General features: G+C 71.1%; 13 protein-coding genes. 8 read left to right on the forward strand and 5 right to left on the reverse strand.

What is annotated here, in order from left to right; genetic code table 11:
* Positions 1 to 131: 131 nt before the first annotated feature.
* The gene (gene ilvD, locus ACLQ2T_RS05965; protein WP_425764969.1) at positions 132 to 1,979 is read right to left on the reverse strand and encodes a dihydroxy-acid dehydratase; all 1,848 of its coding nucleotides are present in this window, start codon (positions 1,977 to 1,979) and stop codon (positions 132 to 134) included.
* 109 nt (positions 1,980 to 2,088) lie between these two features.
* On the opposite strand from ilvD, the gene ACLQ2T_RS05970 reads away from it, so the two are divergent.
* From ACLQ2T_RS05970 to serA, 5 genes are all read left to right on the forward strand, one after another.
* The gene (locus tag ACLQ2T_RS05970) at positions 2,089 to 4,428 is read left to right on the forward strand and encodes a putative bifunctional diguanylate cyclase/phosphodiesterase (RefSeq protein WP_425764970.1); all 2,340 of its coding nucleotides are present in this window, start codon (positions 2,089 to 2,091) and stop codon (positions 4,426 to 4,428) included.
* Positions 4,429 to 4,655: 227 nt separating this feature from the next.
* Positions 4,656 to 6,521: an acetolactate synthase large subunit gene (locus ACLQ2T_RS05975; RefSeq protein WP_425764971.1), complete on the forward strand. Its 1,866-nt coding sequence runs from the start codon at positions 4,656 to 4,658 to the stop codon at positions 6,519 to 6,521.
* Positions 6,522 to 6,582: 61 nt separating this feature from the next.
* Positions 6,583 to 7,098 (forward strand): acetolactate synthase small subunit, encoded by a 516-nt coding sequence (gene ilvN / locus ACLQ2T_RS05980; RefSeq protein WP_425764972.1) that lies wholly within the window; start codon positions 6,583 to 6,585, stop codon positions 7,096 to 7,098.
* A 78-nt stretch (positions 7,099 to 7,176) separates the two neighbouring features.
* Positions 7,177 to 8,190, forward strand: a complete 1,014-nt coding sequence (gene ilvC, locus ACLQ2T_RS05985) for a ketol-acid reductoisomerase (RefSeq protein ID WP_425764973.1) — start codon at positions 7,177 to 7,179, stop codon at positions 8,188 to 8,190.
* Positions 8,191 to 8,488: 298 nt separating this feature from the next.
* Positions 8,489 to 10,087 carry a phosphoglycerate dehydrogenase gene (serA, locus tag ACLQ2T_RS05990; protein ID WP_425764974.1) on the forward strand — a complete coding sequence of 533 codons (1,599 nt, stop codon included), beginning with the start codon at positions 8,489 to 8,491 and terminating at the stop codon, positions 10,085 to 10,087.
* A 73-nt stretch (positions 10,088 to 10,160) separates the two neighbouring features.
* Here the strand turns inward: serA and ACLQ2T_RS05995 are convergent, their stop codons facing one another.
* Entirely contained in the window at positions 10,161 to 10,520 is a 360-nt protein-coding gene (locus ACLQ2T_RS05995) for a hypothetical protein (RefSeq protein ID WP_425764975.1), read from the reverse strand.
* 346 nt (positions 10,521 to 10,866) lie between these two features.
* Positions 10,867 to 11,712 (reverse strand): FAD:protein FMN transferase, encoded by an 846-nt coding sequence (locus ACLQ2T_RS06000; RefSeq protein WP_425764976.1) that lies wholly within the window; start codon positions 11,710 to 11,712, stop codon positions 10,867 to 10,869.
* A gap of 218 nt (positions 11,713 to 11,930) precedes the next feature.
* Here ACLQ2T_RS06000 and ACLQ2T_RS06005 point away from each other — a divergent pair, with 218 nt between their 5' ends.
* Positions 11,931 to 12,962, forward strand: a complete 1,032-nt coding sequence (locus ACLQ2T_RS06005) for a 3-isopropylmalate dehydrogenase (RefSeq protein ID WP_425764978.1) — start codon at positions 11,931 to 11,933, stop codon at positions 12,960 to 12,962.
* 191 nt (positions 12,963 to 13,153) lie between these two features.
* Complete coding sequence (locus ACLQ2T_RS06010) at positions 13,154 to 14,251, forward strand: branched-chain amino acid aminotransferase (RefSeq protein ID WP_425764979.1); 1,098 nt, start codon at positions 13,154 to 13,156, stop codon at positions 14,249 to 14,251.
* A gap of 65 nt (positions 14,252 to 14,316) precedes the next feature.
* Here ACLQ2T_RS06010 and ACLQ2T_RS06015 read toward each other — a convergent pair whose 3' ends face one another.
* Positions 14,317 to 15,057: a tyrosine-protein phosphatase gene (locus ACLQ2T_RS06015; protein ID WP_425764980.1), complete on the reverse strand. Its 741-nt coding sequence runs from the start codon at positions 15,055 to 15,057 to the stop codon at positions 14,317 to 14,319.
* A 70-nt stretch (positions 15,058 to 15,127) separates the two neighbouring features.
* Positions 15,128 to 15,586, reverse strand: coding sequence for a PRC-barrel domain-containing protein (locus ACLQ2T_RS06020; protein ID WP_425764981.1), 459 nt, complete (start codon positions 15,584 to 15,586; stop codon positions 15,128 to 15,130).
* Between the two features lie 304 nt (positions 15,587 to 15,890).
* Here ACLQ2T_RS06020 and cimA point away from each other — a divergent pair, with 304 nt between their 5' ends.
* A complete protein-coding gene (cimA, locus tag ACLQ2T_RS06025; protein WP_425764982.1) occupies positions 15,891 to 17,474 on the forward strand; it encodes a citramalate synthase in 1,584 nt (527 codons plus the stop codon).
* The last annotated feature ends 72 nt before the right edge of the window (positions 17,475 to 17,546 follow it).

Consider the following 17,546-nt stretch of genomic DNA (forward strand, 5'->3'; position numbering starts at 1 on the left):
CTCGGCGCCCGGCCAACGGCGCCGCCGTCGGAGCCCGCTTCTGAGGATCGGCCGCACCGCCTCGTGGTAGGTGCCGGCCGCGAGAGACAGACCAGGGATGAACGCCGGTACGCCCATCCCTGGTGTCTAGCTCATTCGGGCACGCGGCGGTAGGCGCCGTCGCTGGCGGAGGTGGCCATCGAGGCGTACGCGCGCAGCGCCGCGGAGACCGGGCGCTGCCGGTCGACCGGGGTGTACGGACGCTCCCGCTTCTCCTGGGCGATCCGTCGGGCCGCCAGCACCTCCTCCGGCACCTCCAGTGAGATGGACCGGTTCGGGATGTCGATGGCGATCTCGTCGCCCGGCTCGACCAGCGCGATCAGCCCACCGGCGGCGGCCTCGGGGGAGGCGTGGCCGATGGACAGCCCGGAGGTGCCACCGGAGAACCGGCCGTCGGTGAGCAGGGCGCAGGCCCGACCCAGCCCTCGGCCCTTGAGGAAGGAGGTCGGGTAGAGCATCTCCTGCATGCCGGGGCCACCCTTGGGCCCCTCGTAGCGGATCACCACCACGTCCCCGGCGACGACCTCCTTGGCCAGGATGGCGGTCACCGCGTCGTCCTGCGACTCGTAGACCTTGGCCGGGCCCCGGAAGGTCAGGCACTCCTGCGGCACCCCGGCGGTCTTCACCACGCAGCCCTCCGGCGCCAGGTTGCCGTAGAGGATGGCCAACCCACCGTCGGCGCTGTAGGCGTGTTCCAGGTCCCGGATGCAGCCCTCGGCGGCATCGGTGTCCAGGGTGGACCAGCGGTTGGTGGTGGAGAAGGGTTCCGTGGTGCGTACCCCGCCCGGCGCGGCGTGGAACAGCTCGGTCGCCTCGGCGGTGGCCGAGCCGCCCCGCACGTCCCAGTCGGCCAGCCAGCGCTCCAGGGTGGGGGAGTGCACGGCGTGCACGTCCCGGCGCAGCAGCCCGGCGCGGTTCAGTTCGCCGAGGATCGCCGGGATGCCACCGGCCCGGTGCACGTCCTCCATGTGGTACTGCGGGGAGTTCGGGGCGACCTTGGCCAGGCAGGGCACCCGGCGGGAGATCTCGTCGATGTCGGCGACGGTGAAGTCCAGCTCGGCCTCGCGGGCGGCGGCCAGCAGGTGCAGGATGGTGTTGGTCGAGCCGCCCATCGCCACATCCAGGGCCACGGCGTTCTCGAAGGCGGCCCGGGAGGCCACCACCCGGGGCAGCACGGAGGCGTCGTCCTCGTCGTACCACCGCTTGGCGATCTCCACGACGGTGCGACCGGCCTCGACGAACAGGGACCGCCGGGCGGCGTGGGTGGCCAGGGTGGAGCCGTTGCCGGGCAGGGCCAGGCCGATGGCCTCGGTCAGGCAGTTCATCGAGTTCGCGGTGAACATGCCCGAGCAGGAGCCGCAGGTCGGGCAGGCGGAGCGTTCGATCTCGCCGAGTTGGTCGTCCGTGACGGCCTCGTTGGAGGAGGCGATCATCGCGTCGATCAGGTCGATCTTGGAGTGCACGATGCCCTCGATCGCCACCGTCTTGCCGGCCTCCATCGGACCGCCGGAGACGAAGACGGTGGGGATGTTCAGCCGCAGGGCGGCCAGCAACATGCCCGGGGTGATCTTGTCGCAGTTGGAGATGCAGACCAGGGCGTCCGCGCAGTGCGCGTTGACCATGTACTCCACCGCGTCGGCGATCAGCTCCCGGCTGGGCAGGGAGTAGAGCATCCCGCCGTGGCCCATGGCGATGCCGTCGTCGACCGCGATGGTGTTGAACTCCCGGCCCACCCCGCCGGCGGCGGCCACCGCGTCGGCCACCAGGCCACCCATGTCCTTGAGGTGTACGTGACCCGGCACGAACTGGGTGAAACTGTTCGCGATGGCGACGATCGGCTTACCGAAATCGTCATCGGTCATCCCGGTGGCCCGCCACAGGGCCCGGGCACCGGCCATCGTCCGACCGTGCGTGGAGGTCTTCGACCGCAGCTCAGGCATGGGTACCAGTCTGGCACCGTCGCCCCGGCGTCGGACAGGTGAGTCGGATGTGTCCCAACAGATGCACACCCGATCCCCACGGCGCGTGGCCATCCGGCAGAGTGAGGTCGTGCACACACCCCCGGGCATGATCGGCGCCGCGGTGCTGAGCGCGCTTGTCGCCGTCGCGGCCGGGGTACTGCTGGCCGCCGCCGCCCGGCGTCGTGGTGGGCCGCACCGCCAGGCGTACGCCCTGCTCACGGTCGCTGCGGCGGTGTCCCTGATCACCCTGTTGCTGGCTGCGGCCGGCGCCCTGAGCGCCGACGAGCACTGGGCACACGAGCAGGCGCACCGCACCGACTGGGCCAGTGCGGTGGCGGTCGGCACCGCGGTGAGTGGCCTGCTGTTCTGCGGCGGCCTGCTCCGGATGCCCGGGGTCGCCGGTTCGGTGGGCTCGGCCGGTGGACTGGCCCTGGAGGGCGTGGTCGTGGGTGCCGCGCTGTGGTTCGTCGGTTGGGTGCTGATCTCCGAACCGACCCGGCTGCTCGGCGACGCCACCCCGGCGGCCTGCCCGGCGATCCTGCTCACCTCGGTCAGCGCGGCGCTGTGCTGCGGCCTGGCCGCCATCCTGGTGCTGCGGGCCACCCCACCGCGACGTGGCCTGGCCATGCTGGGCGCCGGCATCTCCGTGGCGACCTGCGGGGGCCTCGGGGTAGCGGCCGGGCTCTGCCAGGTCGGTCCCGCGGTGACCTCGGTCAGCCTGGTCGTGCTCGCCGTCGGCCTGCTGACGGCCGCGGTGGCGGTGGGCCGGATCGACCCCTCCGGGCAGCTCACCACGGACGTGATCCGCCACGACGGCGAGTACGCCTTCATCCCGATGGCCGCGATGGCCGGCTCGGCGATGTACCACCTGCTGCGGGGCGGCCAGTTCGACGCCCTGGGCATCATCGCCGGCAGCGTGGAGGGGTTCGCCCTGGTCGCCCGGCAGCACCTCACCCTGCACCTGCTCCGGGCCTACGCCGGGCGGTTGGCGGAGCGGGAGGCCCACTTCCGGCAGCTCGCGCACACGGACGCGCTCACCGGGCTGGACAACCGGCGCGGGCTGCTGCGGGCCCTGCACCGGTGCGCGCAGACCGACAGCCCCTGCATGCTGGTCAGCCTGGACCTGGACGGCTTCAAGAACGTCAACGACATGCGCGGCCACGATGTCGGTGACGCGGTGCTGGCCGAGGTGGGTCGGCGGCTGCGCGACAACCTCCGGCCGGGGGACCTCGCCGCCCGCCTGGGCGGAGACGAGTTCGCGGTACTCATGCACGGGCAACCGGCCGAGGTGGAGGCGCTCGCCGAGCGGTTGCGCAAGGTGCTGGGTGAGGCGTACCGACAGCCCGAGGGGCCGGTCTTCCTCTCGGTCAGCATCGGCCTGGCGACCTGGGCCGACACCCCGGACGTCGAACTGCTGCTGCGGCACGCCGATCTCGCGCTGCGCTACGCCAAGCAGCGGGGCAAGAACCGGACCGAGCGGTACGACGGTGGGTACGACCGGCTGCTGCGCCGGCGTACCACCCTGGAGCACGAGTTGCGGGGCGCGATCGGGCGCGACGAGCTACGGCTGGTCTTCCAGCCGGTGGCCTCCCTGCCCTCGGTGCGGCCGGTCGGGGCGGAGGCGCTGCTGCGCTGGCGCCACCCCGAACTCGGCAACGTCCGCCCGGACGAGTTCATCCCCCTGGCCGAGGAATGCGGCATGATCGCCGAACTCGGTGCCTGGGTGTTGCACCAGGCGTGTCGGCAGCTGTCCCGCTGGCTGGCCGAGGGGCATGACGTCTGGGTGTCCGTGAACGTCTCGCCCCGGGAGTTGCACGCTCCGGCCTACGTGGTCCAGGTGGCCGAGGCGCTGCGGATCCACCACGTCCCGCCGCAGCGGCTGGTGCTGGAGGTCACCGAGCACGCGGTCGCCACCGATCTGGACGAGCTGATCCGCCGGCTGACCGCCCTGCGGCGTACCGGGGTGCGGATCGCCCTGGACGACTTCGGTGCCGGCTACTCCTCCCTGGGACAGCTGCGCCGACTCCCGATCGACATCCTCAAGATCGACCATGGCCTGGTGGCCGAGCACGAGCCGGTCCGCCCGGTCGGGAGCGAGGGGCCGGCCTTCGCCCCCATGGTCGACGTCGTGATGCGGCTGGGGCACCAGTTCGGCCTGGAGGTCATCGCCGAGGGGGTGACCACCCCCACGGAGTTGGCCGCGGTGGTGGCCGCCGGCTGCCGCTTCGGTCAGGGGGCCCTGTTCGGGTGGGGCGTACCGGCCGAGCACCTGGAGGCGATGCTAAAGGCGGCCACCTCGCCGGGGGCCCGCCCGGCGCGTCCGGCCGGGGTGGGGTCGGCGCCCGCCCAGAGGGCCGAAAATGGGACGTCGGGGCAGGTCAAACCGGGTGCTGCGGGCCTGCCAGGGGGCAATTCCCCCGGTCCGTGAACCAAAATGTGGGATCAGTTGACTCATCGCGTGAGATGCGTCAGTCTTGAGCCATGTCGTACCGGTCGCTGCGAGTACTTATCTGAGCGCACTCTCCTCACTGAGAGTGCGCTGGCCCCGTGCATCTGGCACGAGGGCTTTTTTGTTGCCGTCGAACCCACCGCACCCGGCTCGTTCGTGTGCACAGTGTGAGCAGCCCAACCAACTCCAGCCGAAGGCAAATCGCCATGACGAGACCCACACCAGAGACCATTGCCCACTCCGTCCGGCGAGCCCGTAACTCCGCCGAGACCACGGGTGACAACGACCACACCCGCGCGGACGTCACCCCGGCCCCGGCGGTACAGTCCGCCCAGGTCTCGGGGGCCGGCTCGCTGGTGCGCTCCCTGGAGGCGCTCGGGGTCGACGTCGTCTTCGGCATCCCCGGCGGTGCGATCCTGCCGGCGTACGACCCCCTGTACGACTCGACGGTCCGGCACATCCTCGTCCGGCACGAGCAGGGGGCCGGTCACGCGGCCACCGGTTACGCGCAGGCCACCGGCCGGGTCGGGGTCTGCATGGCCACCTCCGGTCCGGGTGCCACCAACCTGGTGACCCCGATCGCGGACGCGTACATGGACTCCGTGCCGCTGGTGGCGATCACCGGCCAGGTGGCCCGTCCGGCGATCGGCACGGACGCCTTCCAGGAGGCGGACATCCAGGGCATCACCCTGCCGATCACCAAGCACAACTTCCTGGTGCAGAGCCCCAGCGAGATCCCCCGCATCCTGGCCGAGGCGTTCCACCTGGCCTCGACCGGTCGGCCCGGCCCGGTCCTGGTGGACATCCCCAAGGACGTCCTCCAGGCGGAGACCACCTTCGTCTGGCCGCCCACCCCGGACCTGCCCGGCTACCGGCCGACGCTGCACCCGCACGGCAAGCAGATCCGCGAGGCGGCCCGGCTGATGACCACCGCCCGCCGCCCGGTGCTCTACGTCGGCGGTGGGGTGCTCAAGGCCGGCGCCACCGAGGGGCTGCGTCGGTTGGCCGAGCTGACCGGCATTCCCGTGGTGACCACGCTGATGGCCCTGGGGGCCTTCCCCGACTCGCACCGCCAGCACCTGGGCATGCCCGGCATGCACGGCACGGTCGCCGCGGTCTACGGGTTGCAGAAGGCCGACCTGATCGTGGCCCTGGGTGCCCGGTTCGACGACCGGGTCACCGGCAAGTTGGACTCCTTCGCCCCGGACGCCACCGTGGTGCACGCCGACATCGACCCGGCCGAGATCGGCAAGAACCGGCACGCCGACGTGCCGATCGTGGGTGACGCCCGGTACGTCATCGACGAGTTGCTCGCGGCGGTCACCGCCGAGCAGACGGCCGGACGGGTCGCCGACCTCGGCGACTGGTGGACCCAGCTCGACGACCTGCGGGAGCGCTACCCGCTGGGCTACGAGGAGCCCTCCGACGGCACCCTCTCCCCGCAGTACGTGATCAAGCGGCTGGGCGAGATCGCCGGCCCGGACGCGATCTACGTCGCCGGGGTCGGCCAGCACCAGATGTGGGCCTCCCAGTTCATCTCGTACGAGAAGCCGCAGACCTGGCTCAACTCCGGTGGTCTCGGCACCATGGGGTACGCCGTGCCGGCCGCGATGGGCGCCAAGGTCGGCAGGCCGGACGCGGTGGTGTGGGGCATCGACGGTGACGGCTGCTTCCAGATGACCAACCAGGAGTTGGCCACCTGCGCGCTGGAGGGCATCCCGGTCAAGATCGCCGTGATCAACAACGGCAACCTCGGCATGGTCCGACAGTGGCAGACCCTGTTCTACGGTGAGCGCTACTCCAACACCGACCTGGGCACCCACAAGCACCGCATCCCGGACTTCGTCAAGCTGGCCGAGGCGCTCGGCTGCGTCGGGCTGCGCTGCGAGACCGCCGAGGACGTCGACAAGACGATCGAGGCGGCGATGTCCATCAACGACGCACCGGTGGTCATCGACTTCGTGGTCGGCAAGGACGCGATGGTCTGGCCGATGGTCGCCGCCGGCACCAGCAACGACGAGATCATGTTCGCCCGCGGCGTCCGCCCGACCTTCGACGAGGATGACCTGTAGTCATGGCCGATTGCACCGAGCGAAGCGAGGGTCAAGAGGACATGACGAGGAAGGCACTGTAATGACGATGCACACGCTGTCCGTGTTGGTGGAGAACAAGCCGGGCGTGCTGGCCCGGGTCTCCGGACTGTTCTCCCGGCGCGGCTTCAACATCGACAGTCTCGCGGTCGGCGAGACCGAGAACCCGGACGTCTCGCGGATCACCATCGTGGTCAACGCCGACTCCTCCCCGTTGGAGCAGGTCACCAAGCAGCTCAACAAGCTGGTCAACGTGCTCAAGATCGTCGAGCTGGACCCCTCGACCTCGGTGGCCCGGGAACTGCTGCTGGTGAAGGTGCGCGCCGACCGCGCCGCCCGGGGACAGGTCCTGGAGACGGTGAGCCTGTTCCGTGCCCGGGTGGTCGACGTGGCCTCCGACACCCTCACCATCGAGGCCACCGGCACCCCCGACAAGCTCGACGCGCTGCTGCGCGACCTTGAGTCCTTCGGCATCAAGGAAATGGTCCAGTCGGGCCTGGTCGCGATCGGACGCGGCCCGCGTGCGATCACCGCCGGCCCGGCCCTGCGGGCCGCCTGATCACCACCGGTCGGCCTGCGGGCCGGGCGTAACCACAGCCACGACGGGCCGCATCGGCCGCCGTACGAAAGGGAAGTCATGAGCGTTGAGGTGTACTACGACGACGACGCCGACCTGGGCCTGATCCAGGCGAAGAAGGTCGCCGTGATCGGGTACGGCAGCCAGGGCCACGCCCACGCGCTGTCGCTGCGCGACTCGGGTGTCGACGTGGTGATCGGTCTGCCGGAGGGCTCGAAGAGCCGCCCCAAGGCCGAGGAGCAGGGCCTGCGGGTGCTCACCCCGGCCGAGGCGGCGGCCGAGGCCGACGTGATCATGATCCTCGCCCCGGACACCGCGCAGCGCCACGTCTACGCCGAGTCGATCGCGCCGAACCTCAGCGCCGGCAAGGCGCTGTTCTTCGGGCACGGGTTCAACATCCGCTACGGCCTGATCAAGCCGCCGGCCGACGTGGATGTGGCGATGGTCGCCCCGAAGGGTCCGGGTCACCTGGTCCGCCGGCAGTACGTCGACGGCAAGGGGGTGCCCTGCCTGGTCGCGGTCGAGCAGGACGCCAGTGGCACCGCTTTCGCGCTGGCCCTGTCGTACGCCAAGGGCATCGGCGGTACCCGGGCGGGTGCGATCAAGACCACCTTCACCGAGGAGACCGAGACCGACCTCTTCGGCGAGCAGGCGGTGCTCTGCGGTGGGGCGGCGGCCCTGGTGCAGACCGGCTTCGAGGTGCTCACCGAGGCCGGGTACGCCCCCGAGGTGGCCTACTTCGAGTGCCTGCACGAGCTGAAGCTGATCGTGGACCTGATGTACGAGGGCGGCATCGCCCGGATGCGCTACAGCGTCTCCGACACCGCCGAGTACGGCGACCTGTCCCGGGGCCCGCGGGTCATCGACAGCCGGGTCAAGGACGAGATGCGCAAGATCCTCGGTGAGATCCAGAACGGCGAGTTCGCCCGCGAGTGGGTGGCCGAGGACGAGGCCGGCCGGCCGAACTTCAGCAAGTGGCAGGCCGAGGGCGCGGCTCACCCGATCGAGGAGACCGGCGCCAAGCTGCGCGGCATGATGAGCTGGGTGGACCGCCCGATCACCGAGACCGCCTGAGATCTTCGCGACGGGTTGCGAGATCCGTCTCACCCGACGGCACCCGCACCGGATGTTCTCCCCGACCTCCGGCGCGGGTGCCGTGCTGTTCGCACCCACCGGCAAGGGGTCAACTCGCACGTCACGTCCGGTTTGTGAGGGCACTCACCCCCTGGTCCGGGCCATCTCGGGCGGCCGGGCCCCTACGATTCCGGGTGGGTGCTCCAGCCGGCACCCTACGGCCATGGCCCTGCCCGCGCCGGGCGCAGCGCAGCGTCCACGCACCGGCCGACCGCTCTGACGACATCTACGAGGACCAATGACTCCTGTCGTACTGATCGCCGAAGAACTCGCTCCTGCCGCAATCGAGGTGCTCGCTCACGACTTCGACGTCCGGCACGTCGACGGCACCGATCGCCCGGCTCTGCTCTCCGCCCTGGCCGAGGCCGACGCCGTCATCGTCCGCAGCGCCACCCAGATTGACGCCGAGGCGATCGCCGCCGCACCCCGGCTCAAGGTCGTGGCCCGGGCGGGCGTGGGTCTGGACAACGTCGAGGTGCCGGCCGCCACCGCGCGGGGCGTCATGGTCGTCAACGCCCCCACCTCCAACATCGTCTCCGCGGCCGAGCAGGCCGTAGCGCTGCTGTTGGCGGTGGCCCGCAACACCGCCAGCGCCAGCGCCGCCCTCAAGGCGGGGGAGTGGAAGCGGTCGAAGTACACCGGTGTGGAGTTGCAGGGCAAGACCGTGGGCGTCGTCGGCCTGGGCCGCATCGGCGTGCTGTTCGCCTCGCGCATCGCCGCCTTCGGCACCCGGCTGATCGCCTACGACCCGTACATCCAGCCGGCCCGGGCCGCGCAGCTCGGGGTGCGCCTGGTCGGCCTGGAGGAGTTGCTGCGGGAGAGCGACTTCATCTCCATCCACCTGCCGAAGACCCCGGAGACCGTGGGCCTGATCGGTGAGAAGGAGCTGTCGATCGTCAAGCCGGGCGTACGGATCGTCAACGCCGCCCGCGGCGGGCTGGTCGACGAGCAGGCGCTGGCCGACGCCCTGGCCGAGGGCCGGGTCGCCGGTGCCGGGGTGGACGTGTACGCCAAGGAGCCCTGCACCTCCTCGCCGCTGTTCGCCTTCGACAACGTGGTGGCCACCCCGCACCTGGGCGCCTCCACCGCCGAGGCGCAGGACAAGGCCGGCCTGGCCGTGGCCAAGAGCGTGAAGCTGGCCCTGCAGGGCGAGTTCGTGCCGGACGCGGTCAACGTGCAGGCCGGTGGGGTGGTCGCCGAGGACGTACGCCCGCTGCTGCCGCTGGCCGAGAAGCTCGGCCGGGCCTTCACCGCGGTCGCCGGTGGGGTCGCCGCCAGCGTCACCGTCGAGGTACGCGGTGAGATCGTCAACCACGACGTCTCGGTGCTCAAGCTGGCCGCCACCAAGGGCCTGTTCAGCTCGGTGGTGGAGGAGCAGGTCACCTACGTCAACGCGCCGCACCTGGCCGCCCAGCGTGGGGTGGAGGTGTCGCTGACCACCCAGACCGAGACCGTGGAGCACCCGGTGCTGGTCACCGTGCGCGGTGCCCTGCCGGACGGTCGTACGGTCAGCGTCTCCGGCACGGTGACCCACGCGGGCACCCGGGACATCATCAAGCTGACCGAGGTGGACGGCTTCGACCTGGAGATCGGGGCGGAGGGCATCCTGCTCTTCCTCCGCTACGCCGACCGTCCCGGGGTGGTCGGCACGGTCGGCACCCTGCTCGGCGAGGCCGGGATCAACATCGCGGCGATGCAGGTGGCCCGCCGGGAGGCCGGTGGCGAGACCCTGATGACCCTCACGGTCGACCAGGCCCTCGGCGCCGACCTGCTCACCTCGGCGGCCGACTCGATCGGCGCGGTCTCGGCCAGCGCGGCGGACCTGCGCGACGAGTAGCAGTTCAGGCGACGCCACCAGGGGCCCGGCCGTCGGCCGGGCCCCTGGTGCTTGACGTCTGCGTGGTGCCGGGTCAGCCGGGCAGCCGGGCGACCGGCGGCGGGTAGACCGAGCCGTCCTGGGCGTCGAAGAGCATCAGCCGGTGCTCTCCGGCCAGCCGCTCGATGTCCAGCAGCACCTCATCCGGGCAGCCGGGGTCGAGATTCATCTCGATATGGTCGGCCGTCGCGTGCAGCGGTGCCACCGCCCAGGGCCCACCCGTGATCCCCGGTTGGTCGGGGTAGCGGGCGGTGATCGCCCGGTAGAAGGCGACCACCCGGGGATCCGGTCGGTGCTGGGCGTGCCAGCCCGCCCGGCACCGCTGCACCGCCGCTCGCACATCGTCAGGCGTCGCCCCGTCCGCCAGGGCCCATACGCTCAGATCGAAACTCACGGCCGACAGCGTGCCATCCGCGATCGTCCCTGTCGAAAACGGCCCTGGCACCGGGCCTACTGTGACCGGTGTGATGGTCCCCTGTAGAGCCTTGCCGCGAAACCCGCCGAGTCGCTAGCGTACCGGTGCGGTTTCTGGCCGATCCGGTGATGCCGGCCCGTCTTCGGGTGGCGAGGTCGACGTCCGACCGACCGGCCCGTACCCCTCGATTGCGCGAGCCATGCGCATTCGTCCTCGACCGGCCTCCGCGGCCGTTGCCGCGGCCGTGGAGGCCGATCGCCGACACTCCACGATGTACTTTCCGCCGCCCTCCGGTCGGGCGGAGCATGTGGACGGTCCCGAAGGGTCAGTGCTGGGTGGCGATGAGGGCGCGGTAGGGCGATCCGGCTTCGAACCAGCTCAGCCCGGTCGGACCGGCGGCGTACAGCGCGGTGGCGTAGGCGTCGGCGACCGCCAGATCCGGGCCCACCACGGTGGCGGCGACCATCCGGTCGGCCGGTTCCCCGGTGCGCGGGTCGACCACATGCCCGCGCCGGCCGGTCACCCCGGAGGTGCCGATCGCACCCGCCGTCATCTCCAGCACCAGCGGCGGCCGGCGGCGGTCGGTCGGATGGTGCACGGCCACCCGCCACGGGCCGCCGTGCCCGGCGTGTCCGCGTACCACCAGGTCGGCGCCGGTGAGCACGGCGTAGTCCGTGATGCCTGCGGCGCGCAGCCGGGCCGCCGCCCGTTCGACCGCCCAGCCGCCGAGCAGGCCACCGGGATCGAACCCGCCCGGCACCGCCCAGGCGTCGAACCAGCCGTCCGTGGCGGCGCGCATCGCGGCGCACCGGTCCACCAGATCCGCCAGCGGCGGGTAGGACTCCGGGCTGATCTCTCCCCGGCGCAGCCGGGACACCAGACTCTCCGGCCGGTTGGGACCGTAGGTCAGGTCGATCGCGCGCAGTTCGGCCACCGCGTCACGCAGCGCCGCACCGACCACCCGCCGACCCAGCGGGGCCGGTGCGTTGACCAGCAGGGTGTACTCGGCGGTGGAGGTGCGTACGGTGTGCCGTACGGTGAGCCCGTCGTCGGCTCCCCGGCCGGCCCGGTCAGGGCGCGGGTCGCGGGTGCCCAGGCGCAGGTCGGGTCGGCGGTAGCGAAAGGTCGCCGGGTCGACCCAGCGGGTACGTGGCTGCTCGTCGGTCCACATCGTGTCCGCCCCCCTTCGACGACCGGCCCACGCCCTAGTGGTCGTCGTCCGGCCCTGTCCGCCGGTTGACGGTCACGTTAGGCAGCCCAGATGACGGCAGCATGAGCGGACGCTGAGAAGCTGCTGTGCGTGTCACATCCCGAAAAGTGGAACACTCGTACCGGGAGGCGGGACGGCGGCGTACCGTCTAGCCGATACGAGCGAAGGAGCTGACGGACGTGGCACGGATCGCAGTGGTGGCCGGAGACGGGATCGGACCCGAGGTGGTCGCGGAGGCCCGCAAGGTCATCGATGCGGTGTTGCCCGGGGTGGAGGCCACCGAGTACGACCTCGGTGCGGCACGCTACCACCGCACCGGCGAGGTGCTGCCGGACTCGGTGTTGACCGAGTTGGCCGGGCACGACGCCATCCTGCTCGGCGCGGTCGGCGACCCCACCGTGCCGCCGGGGGTGCTGGAGCGGGGTCTGCTGCTCAAGCTGCGCTTCGCCTTCGACCAGTACGTCAACCTGCGGCCCTCCCAGCTCTGGCCCGGGGTGGCCAGCCCGCTGGCGGCGGTCAAGCCCGGCGAGGTCGACCTCGTGGTGGTCCGCGAGGGCACCGAGGGGCTGTACGCCGGTGCCGGTGGCACCCTGCACCGCGACACCCCGGCCGAGGTGGCCACCGAGGAGAGCCTGAACACCCGACACGGGGTGGAGCGGGTGGTCCGCGACGCCTTCGCCCGGGCCAGCCGCCGGGAACGACGCAAGGTGACCCTGGTGCACAAGACCAACGTGCTCACCCACGCCGGCTCGTTGTGGGCCCGCGCCTTCGATGCGGTCGCCGCGGAGTACCCCGAGGTGACCACGGAGTACCAGCATGTCGACGCCGCCGCGATGTTCCTGGTGACCCAGCCCCAGCGCTACGACGTGGTGGTCACCGACAACCTCTTCGGCGACATCCTCACCGACATCGCCGCCGCGGTGACCGGCGGGATCGGGCTGGCCGCCAGCGGCAGCATCAACCCCGACCGGACCTACCCCTCCATGTTCGAGCCGGTGCACGGCTCCGCCCCGGACATCGCCGGGCGTGGCATCGCCGACCCGGTGGCCGCGATCCTCTCCGGCGCCCTGCTGCTCGACCAGCTCGGCCACGCCGAGGCCGCGGAGCGGATCACCGCCGCGGTCGGCGCGGAACTCGCCGCCCGTACCCCGGGCGAGGCGGTACGCACCGCCGAGGTGGGCGACCGGATCGCCGCCCAGGTAGCCGCCTGAGTCCGCATCAGGTCTCGCCACCGGCGACAGCCGGTGGCGACCGGCCCGACGGTCCCGGCGGAAGTGACTACTCGCTGGTACTACCGACCAGTGCGCCTATCCGCTGAACGACCGTTCGGGGTAAGTTTCTGGCACAAATACTTCTGATGTGCGCCTCGGCGCATGTCGTCGTCCCCAGGGAGGTCAGCGCGATGAGCGGTGGTGACAAGCTCGAATTCGAGATCCGTCCGAATCCCGCGCCGGTATCCGCCGCCGACCGGGCCGCGCTGCTGGCCAACCCTGGATTCGGCCGGGTGTTCACCGACCACATGGTCACCGTCCGTTACGCCGACGGCAAGGGCTGGTACGACGCCCGGGTCGAGGCCCGGGGGCCGATTCCGATGGATCCCGCCAGCGCGGTGCTGCACTACGCGCAGGAGATCTTCGAGGGGATGAAGGCGTACCGCACGGGCGACGGCGGGGTGACCATGTTCCGCCCGTACGCCAACGCGGCCCGGTTCAACACCTCCGCGACCCGGATGGCCATGCCGACGCTGCCCGAGCAGACCTTCGTCGACTCGCTGCTGCGGCTGATCGAGATCGACCGGGAGTGGATCCCGGAGGGCGAGGACGGCAGCCTCTACCTGCGGCCGTTCATGTTCGCCAGTGAGGTCTTCCTCGGCGTCCGCCCGGCCAACGAGTACCTCTACGTGGTGATCGCCTCCCCGGTGGGGGCGTACTTCTCCGGCGGGGTCAAGCCGGTGACGGTCTGGGTGTCGCCCGACTACACCCGGGCCGCCCCCGGGGGCACCGGCGCGGCGAAGTGCGGTGGCAACTACGCGGCCTCGCTGGCCGCCCAGGCCGAGGCCGCCGAGCACGGCTGCGAGCAGGTGGTCTTCCTGGACGCGGTGGAGCGCCGGTACGTCGACGAGTTGGGCGGCATGAACGTCTTTTTCGTCTACGACGACGGCTCGGTGGTCACCCCGCCGCTGACCGGCACGATCCTGCCCGGCATCACCCGGGAGTCGGTGCTCACCCTGGCCTCGGCGGCCGGTCACCCGGTGCAGGAACGGCCGGTGAGCTTCGACGAGTGGCAGGCGGACGCCAACAGCGGTCGGCTGCGCGAGGTCTTCGCCTGCGGCACCGCCGCGGTGATCACCCCCATCGGCCGGGTCCGGTACCCGGAGGGGGAGTTCACCATGGGCGGTGGTGAGCCGGGTCCGATCACCATGGCGTTGCGTCAGCAGTTGGTCGACCTTCAGCGCGGCAACGCCCCCGACCCCCACAACTGGGTGCACCGCGTCCTCTGAGCTGTGCGAAAGGGCCCCCTGTCGATGTGCAGGGGGCCCTTTCCACAACCAGGCTTCGATCGGGCTCAGTCGAGCAGGTGGGTACGCAGGGCGGCCAGTTGGTCGTCGGTGACCCCGGCGTGCCGCAGGTAGCCGTCGATCGAGCCGTGGCCCTCGCGGATCTCCGTCAGGAACGTCAGCATCGTCTCCGCCGGTGAGAACACGAACGGGGCGGGAAGTTCCGGCAGGTGCGGGTAGGCGGTGGCGAGCCAGGCGGTGAACCGCTGCGAGGCCTCCGTGCTCAGCGCGTAGTCCTCGGCGATCTCGGCGTCATCGACACCGAGGGCCGCCAGGGTGAGGCCGCAGACGATGCCGGTGCGGTCCTTGCCCGCCACGCAGTGCACCACCACGGGCGCGTTGGCGCTGTCGGCGATCAGGCCGATCGCCTGGGCCAGCCCGGCGGTCCCGGTCCGGGCCAGGTCGGCGTACCGGTCGGCCAGGTAGCGGGCCAGATCGCCGCCGGGCTGGTACGGCTGCCTGCCCCATTCCTCGTGCTCGGGGTGGATGTGCCGGTAGTCGAGCCCGTCGAACTCGGGGACCCGGCCGTCGCGTTGGACCTCCTGCGGGCGGCGCAGGTCGACGACCGTGCGTACCCCCAGGGCGCGGAAGGCGTCCAGGTCCGCGCCGTCCATCCGGTGCAGGGAGTCGGAACGGTAGAGCCGGCCGGAGCGCACCCTGCGCCCGTCCAGGCCGCGGTAGCCGCCCACGTCCCGGAAGTTGAACATCGCGGTGAAGGGGATCCTGCGCCTGTCGTCGATCGCGTCCATGCGGACACCGTATCGGCCGGTGGGAGGCTTTCCCACCGGCCGATACCGCGGATCAGTACGTCAGGGTGTCTCAGCGAAGGCCACCGGGCGGGGTGGCGGAGTAGGTGTCGTTGTAGTACCCGCCGAGCTTGTCCCGGTACGCCGGGTCGTTGATCGAGTCGTCGTACTCCGGCGCCGCCTTGATCTGGTCCTTGGTGCGGTCGACGTAGACCTTCTGCTCGTCGTGGTCGACGTGGTTGACCGTCCCGGCCGGCAGCATGACCTTCTTGCCGAAGATCCACGGGCCGGTGTCGACCACCAGGTAACTGGCGTCGACCTCGCTGCTGTCGCTGTCGATCTTGCCGATCGAGCCGTCGCTCGCCTCGACCTTGTAGCCGATCAGGCTGGTGCCGGCGACCCCGGCCTCGGCCCGGTAGCTCCACGGGCTGAAGGCGCTGGGGGAGCCGCCGGTGGTGACCACGTCCTGGTCGACGGCGCGCAGGGCCGGGTCCGGCGTGGCGTGCGTGTTGTTCGGGTCGAGCCTGTCCATGGGATCTCTCCTGTCTCGACTGGGTCAGTCGTCTCGGAGGTACGTGGTTCGTTGTCCCGAAAACTCCTACCCCGTGCGACTCGTCCTACACCCACCATCTCCGATGAGACCCAAGTCATCGTCCCGAGATGTGGATTCCGCCTCCCAGATCCGCCGCCGAGTGGCAGAGTGCAGAACGTGACCAGCACCGCCCGCATTATTGGCAACTAGCGCGCCGGCCTTCCCCTCCGCCGAGCGCGCCGACCTCCCGCAGCCGCGGGGGGTCTTTTTGTTGCGCCGGCCGGTGCCAGACGAAGGGATCACCATGACGTTCCAGGTCTACGACACCACCCTGCGCGACGGTGCCCAGCGCGAGGGGGTCAGCTACTCCGTGGTCGACAAGCTCGCGGTGGCTCGACTGCTCGACGAGTTCGGCGTCGGGTTCATCGAGGGTGGTTGGCCGGGAGCGGTGCCCAAGGACACCGAGTTCTTCCGTCGGGCCCGTACCGAGCTGGACCTGCGGCACGCCGTGCTGGTCGCCTTCGGCGCCACCCGCCGGGCCGGTGCGGTGGCCGCCGACGACCCGCAGGTGCGCGGCCTGCTGGACGCGCAGACCCCGGCGATCGCCCTGGTTGCCAAGGCCGACCTGCGGCATGTGGAGCGGGCCCTGCGGACCACCGCCAAGGAGAACCTGGCGATGGTCCACGACACGGTCACCCACCTGGTCGCGGAGGGGCGTCGGGTCTTCGTCGACGGCGAGCACTTCTACGACGGCTACCGGCACGATCCGGCGTACACCGCCTCGGTGGTGGAGACCGCGCTCGCCGCGGGCGCCGAGCGGTTCGTGCTCTGCGACACCAACGGCGGGATGCTGCCCTCGCAGGTCACCGCGGCCATCACCGACCTGATCGACCGCATCGGGGTGGCGCCAGAGCTGCTCGGCATGCACGCCCAGAACGACACCGCCTGCGCGGTCGCCAACACCATCGCCGCCGTCGAGGCCGGGGTCCGCCACGTGCAGGGCACCGCCAACGGGTACGGCGAGCGGCCGGGCAACGCCGACCTCTTCGCGGTCGTCGCGAACCTCCAACTCAAGCTCGGGCTGCCGGTCCTACCGGAGGGCTGCCTGGAGCAGATGGTGCGGGTCTCCCACGCCATCGCCGAGATCGCAAACATCGCCCCCGACACCCACCAGGCGTACGCCGGGGCCGCCGCCTTCGCTCACAAGGCCGGGCTGCACGCGAGTGCGATCAAAGTGGATCCGCTGCTCTACAACCACATCGAACCCGAGGTGGTCGGTAACGACATGCGGATCCTGGTCACCGAGATGGCCGGCCGGGCCAGCATCGAGCTCAAGAGCCGTGAGCTCGGACTGGATCTGGCCGGTCATCCGGAGACGCTGTCCCGGGTCACCAGGCGGGTCAAGGAGTTGGAGGCCGGCGGCTGGTCGTTCGAGGCCGCGGACGCCTCGTTCGAGCTGCTGGTGCGTTCCGAACTGCCGGACGCCGCGCCGCCGCGGCCGTTCGCTCTGGAGTCGTACCGGGTGCTGGTCGAACACCGCGAGGACGGCGCGGTGGTCTCCGAGGCGACCGTGAAGATCCGGGTACGCGGTGAGCGCGTGATCGCTACCGCGGAGGGCAACGGCCCGGTCAACGCGCTCGACGAGGCGCTTCGGGCCGGCCTGGGCCGACACTACCCAGAGCTGCGCGACTTCGAGCTGGCCGACTACAAGGTGCGCATCCTTGAGGGCAGCCACGGCACCGGCGCGGTGACCCGGGTGCTGGTCGAGACCGCGGATGGTCGGGGCGGCGGCTGGACCACTGTCGGGGTGCATCCCAACGTGGTCGAGGCAAGTTGGCACGCCCTCGTCGATGCCCTCACCTACGGTGTCAACCGCGCCCAGGTGTGAAAAGCGCAGCGGTGTGAGAAGCGGCGCGAACACTGCCGCCGATCACCTCGATGTGCACACCCGAACCATCGC

The sequence above is a fragment of the Micromonospora sp. DT229 genome (genome assembly GCF_049844505.1).
Lineage (GTDB): Bacteria > Actinomycetota > Actinomycetes > Mycobacteriales > Micromonosporaceae > Micromonospora.

Coding starts and splice junctions, on each gene's coding strand:
- ilvD (WP_425764969.1), bottom strand. CDS start 1,979: ATGCCTGAGCTGCGGTCGAAGACCTCCACGCACGGTCGGACGATGGCC.
- ACLQ2T_RS05975 (WP_425764971.1), top strand. CDS start 4,656: ATGACGAGACCCACACCAGAGACCATTGCCCACTCCGTCCGGCGAGCC.
- ilvN (WP_425764972.1), top strand. CDS start 6,583: ATGACGATGCACACGCTGTCCGTGTTGGTGGAGAACAAGCCGGGCGTG.
- ilvC (WP_425764973.1), top strand. CDS start 7,177: ATGAGCGTTGAGGTGTACTACGACGACGACGCCGACCTGGGCCTGATC.
- serA (WP_425764974.1), top strand. CDS start 8,489: ATGACTCCTGTCGTACTGATCGCCGAAGAACTCGCTCCTGCCGCAATC.
- ACLQ2T_RS06000 (WP_425764976.1), bottom strand. CDS start 11,712: ATGTGGACCGACGAGCAGCCACGTACCCGCTGGGTCGACCCGGCGACC.
- ACLQ2T_RS06010 (WP_425764979.1), top strand. CDS start 13,154: ATGAGCGGTGGTGACAAGCTCGAATTCGAGATCCGTCCGAATCCCGCG.
- ACLQ2T_RS06015 (WP_425764980.1), bottom strand. CDS start 15,057: ATGGACGCGATCGACGACAGGCGCAGGATCCCCTTCACCGCGATGTTC.
- ACLQ2T_RS06020 (WP_425764981.1), bottom strand. CDS start 15,586: ATGGACAGGCTCGACCCGAACAACACGCACGCCACGCCGGACCCGGCC.
- cimA (WP_425764982.1), top strand. CDS start 15,891: ATGACGTTCCAGGTCTACGACACCACCCTGCGCGACGGTGCCCAGCGC.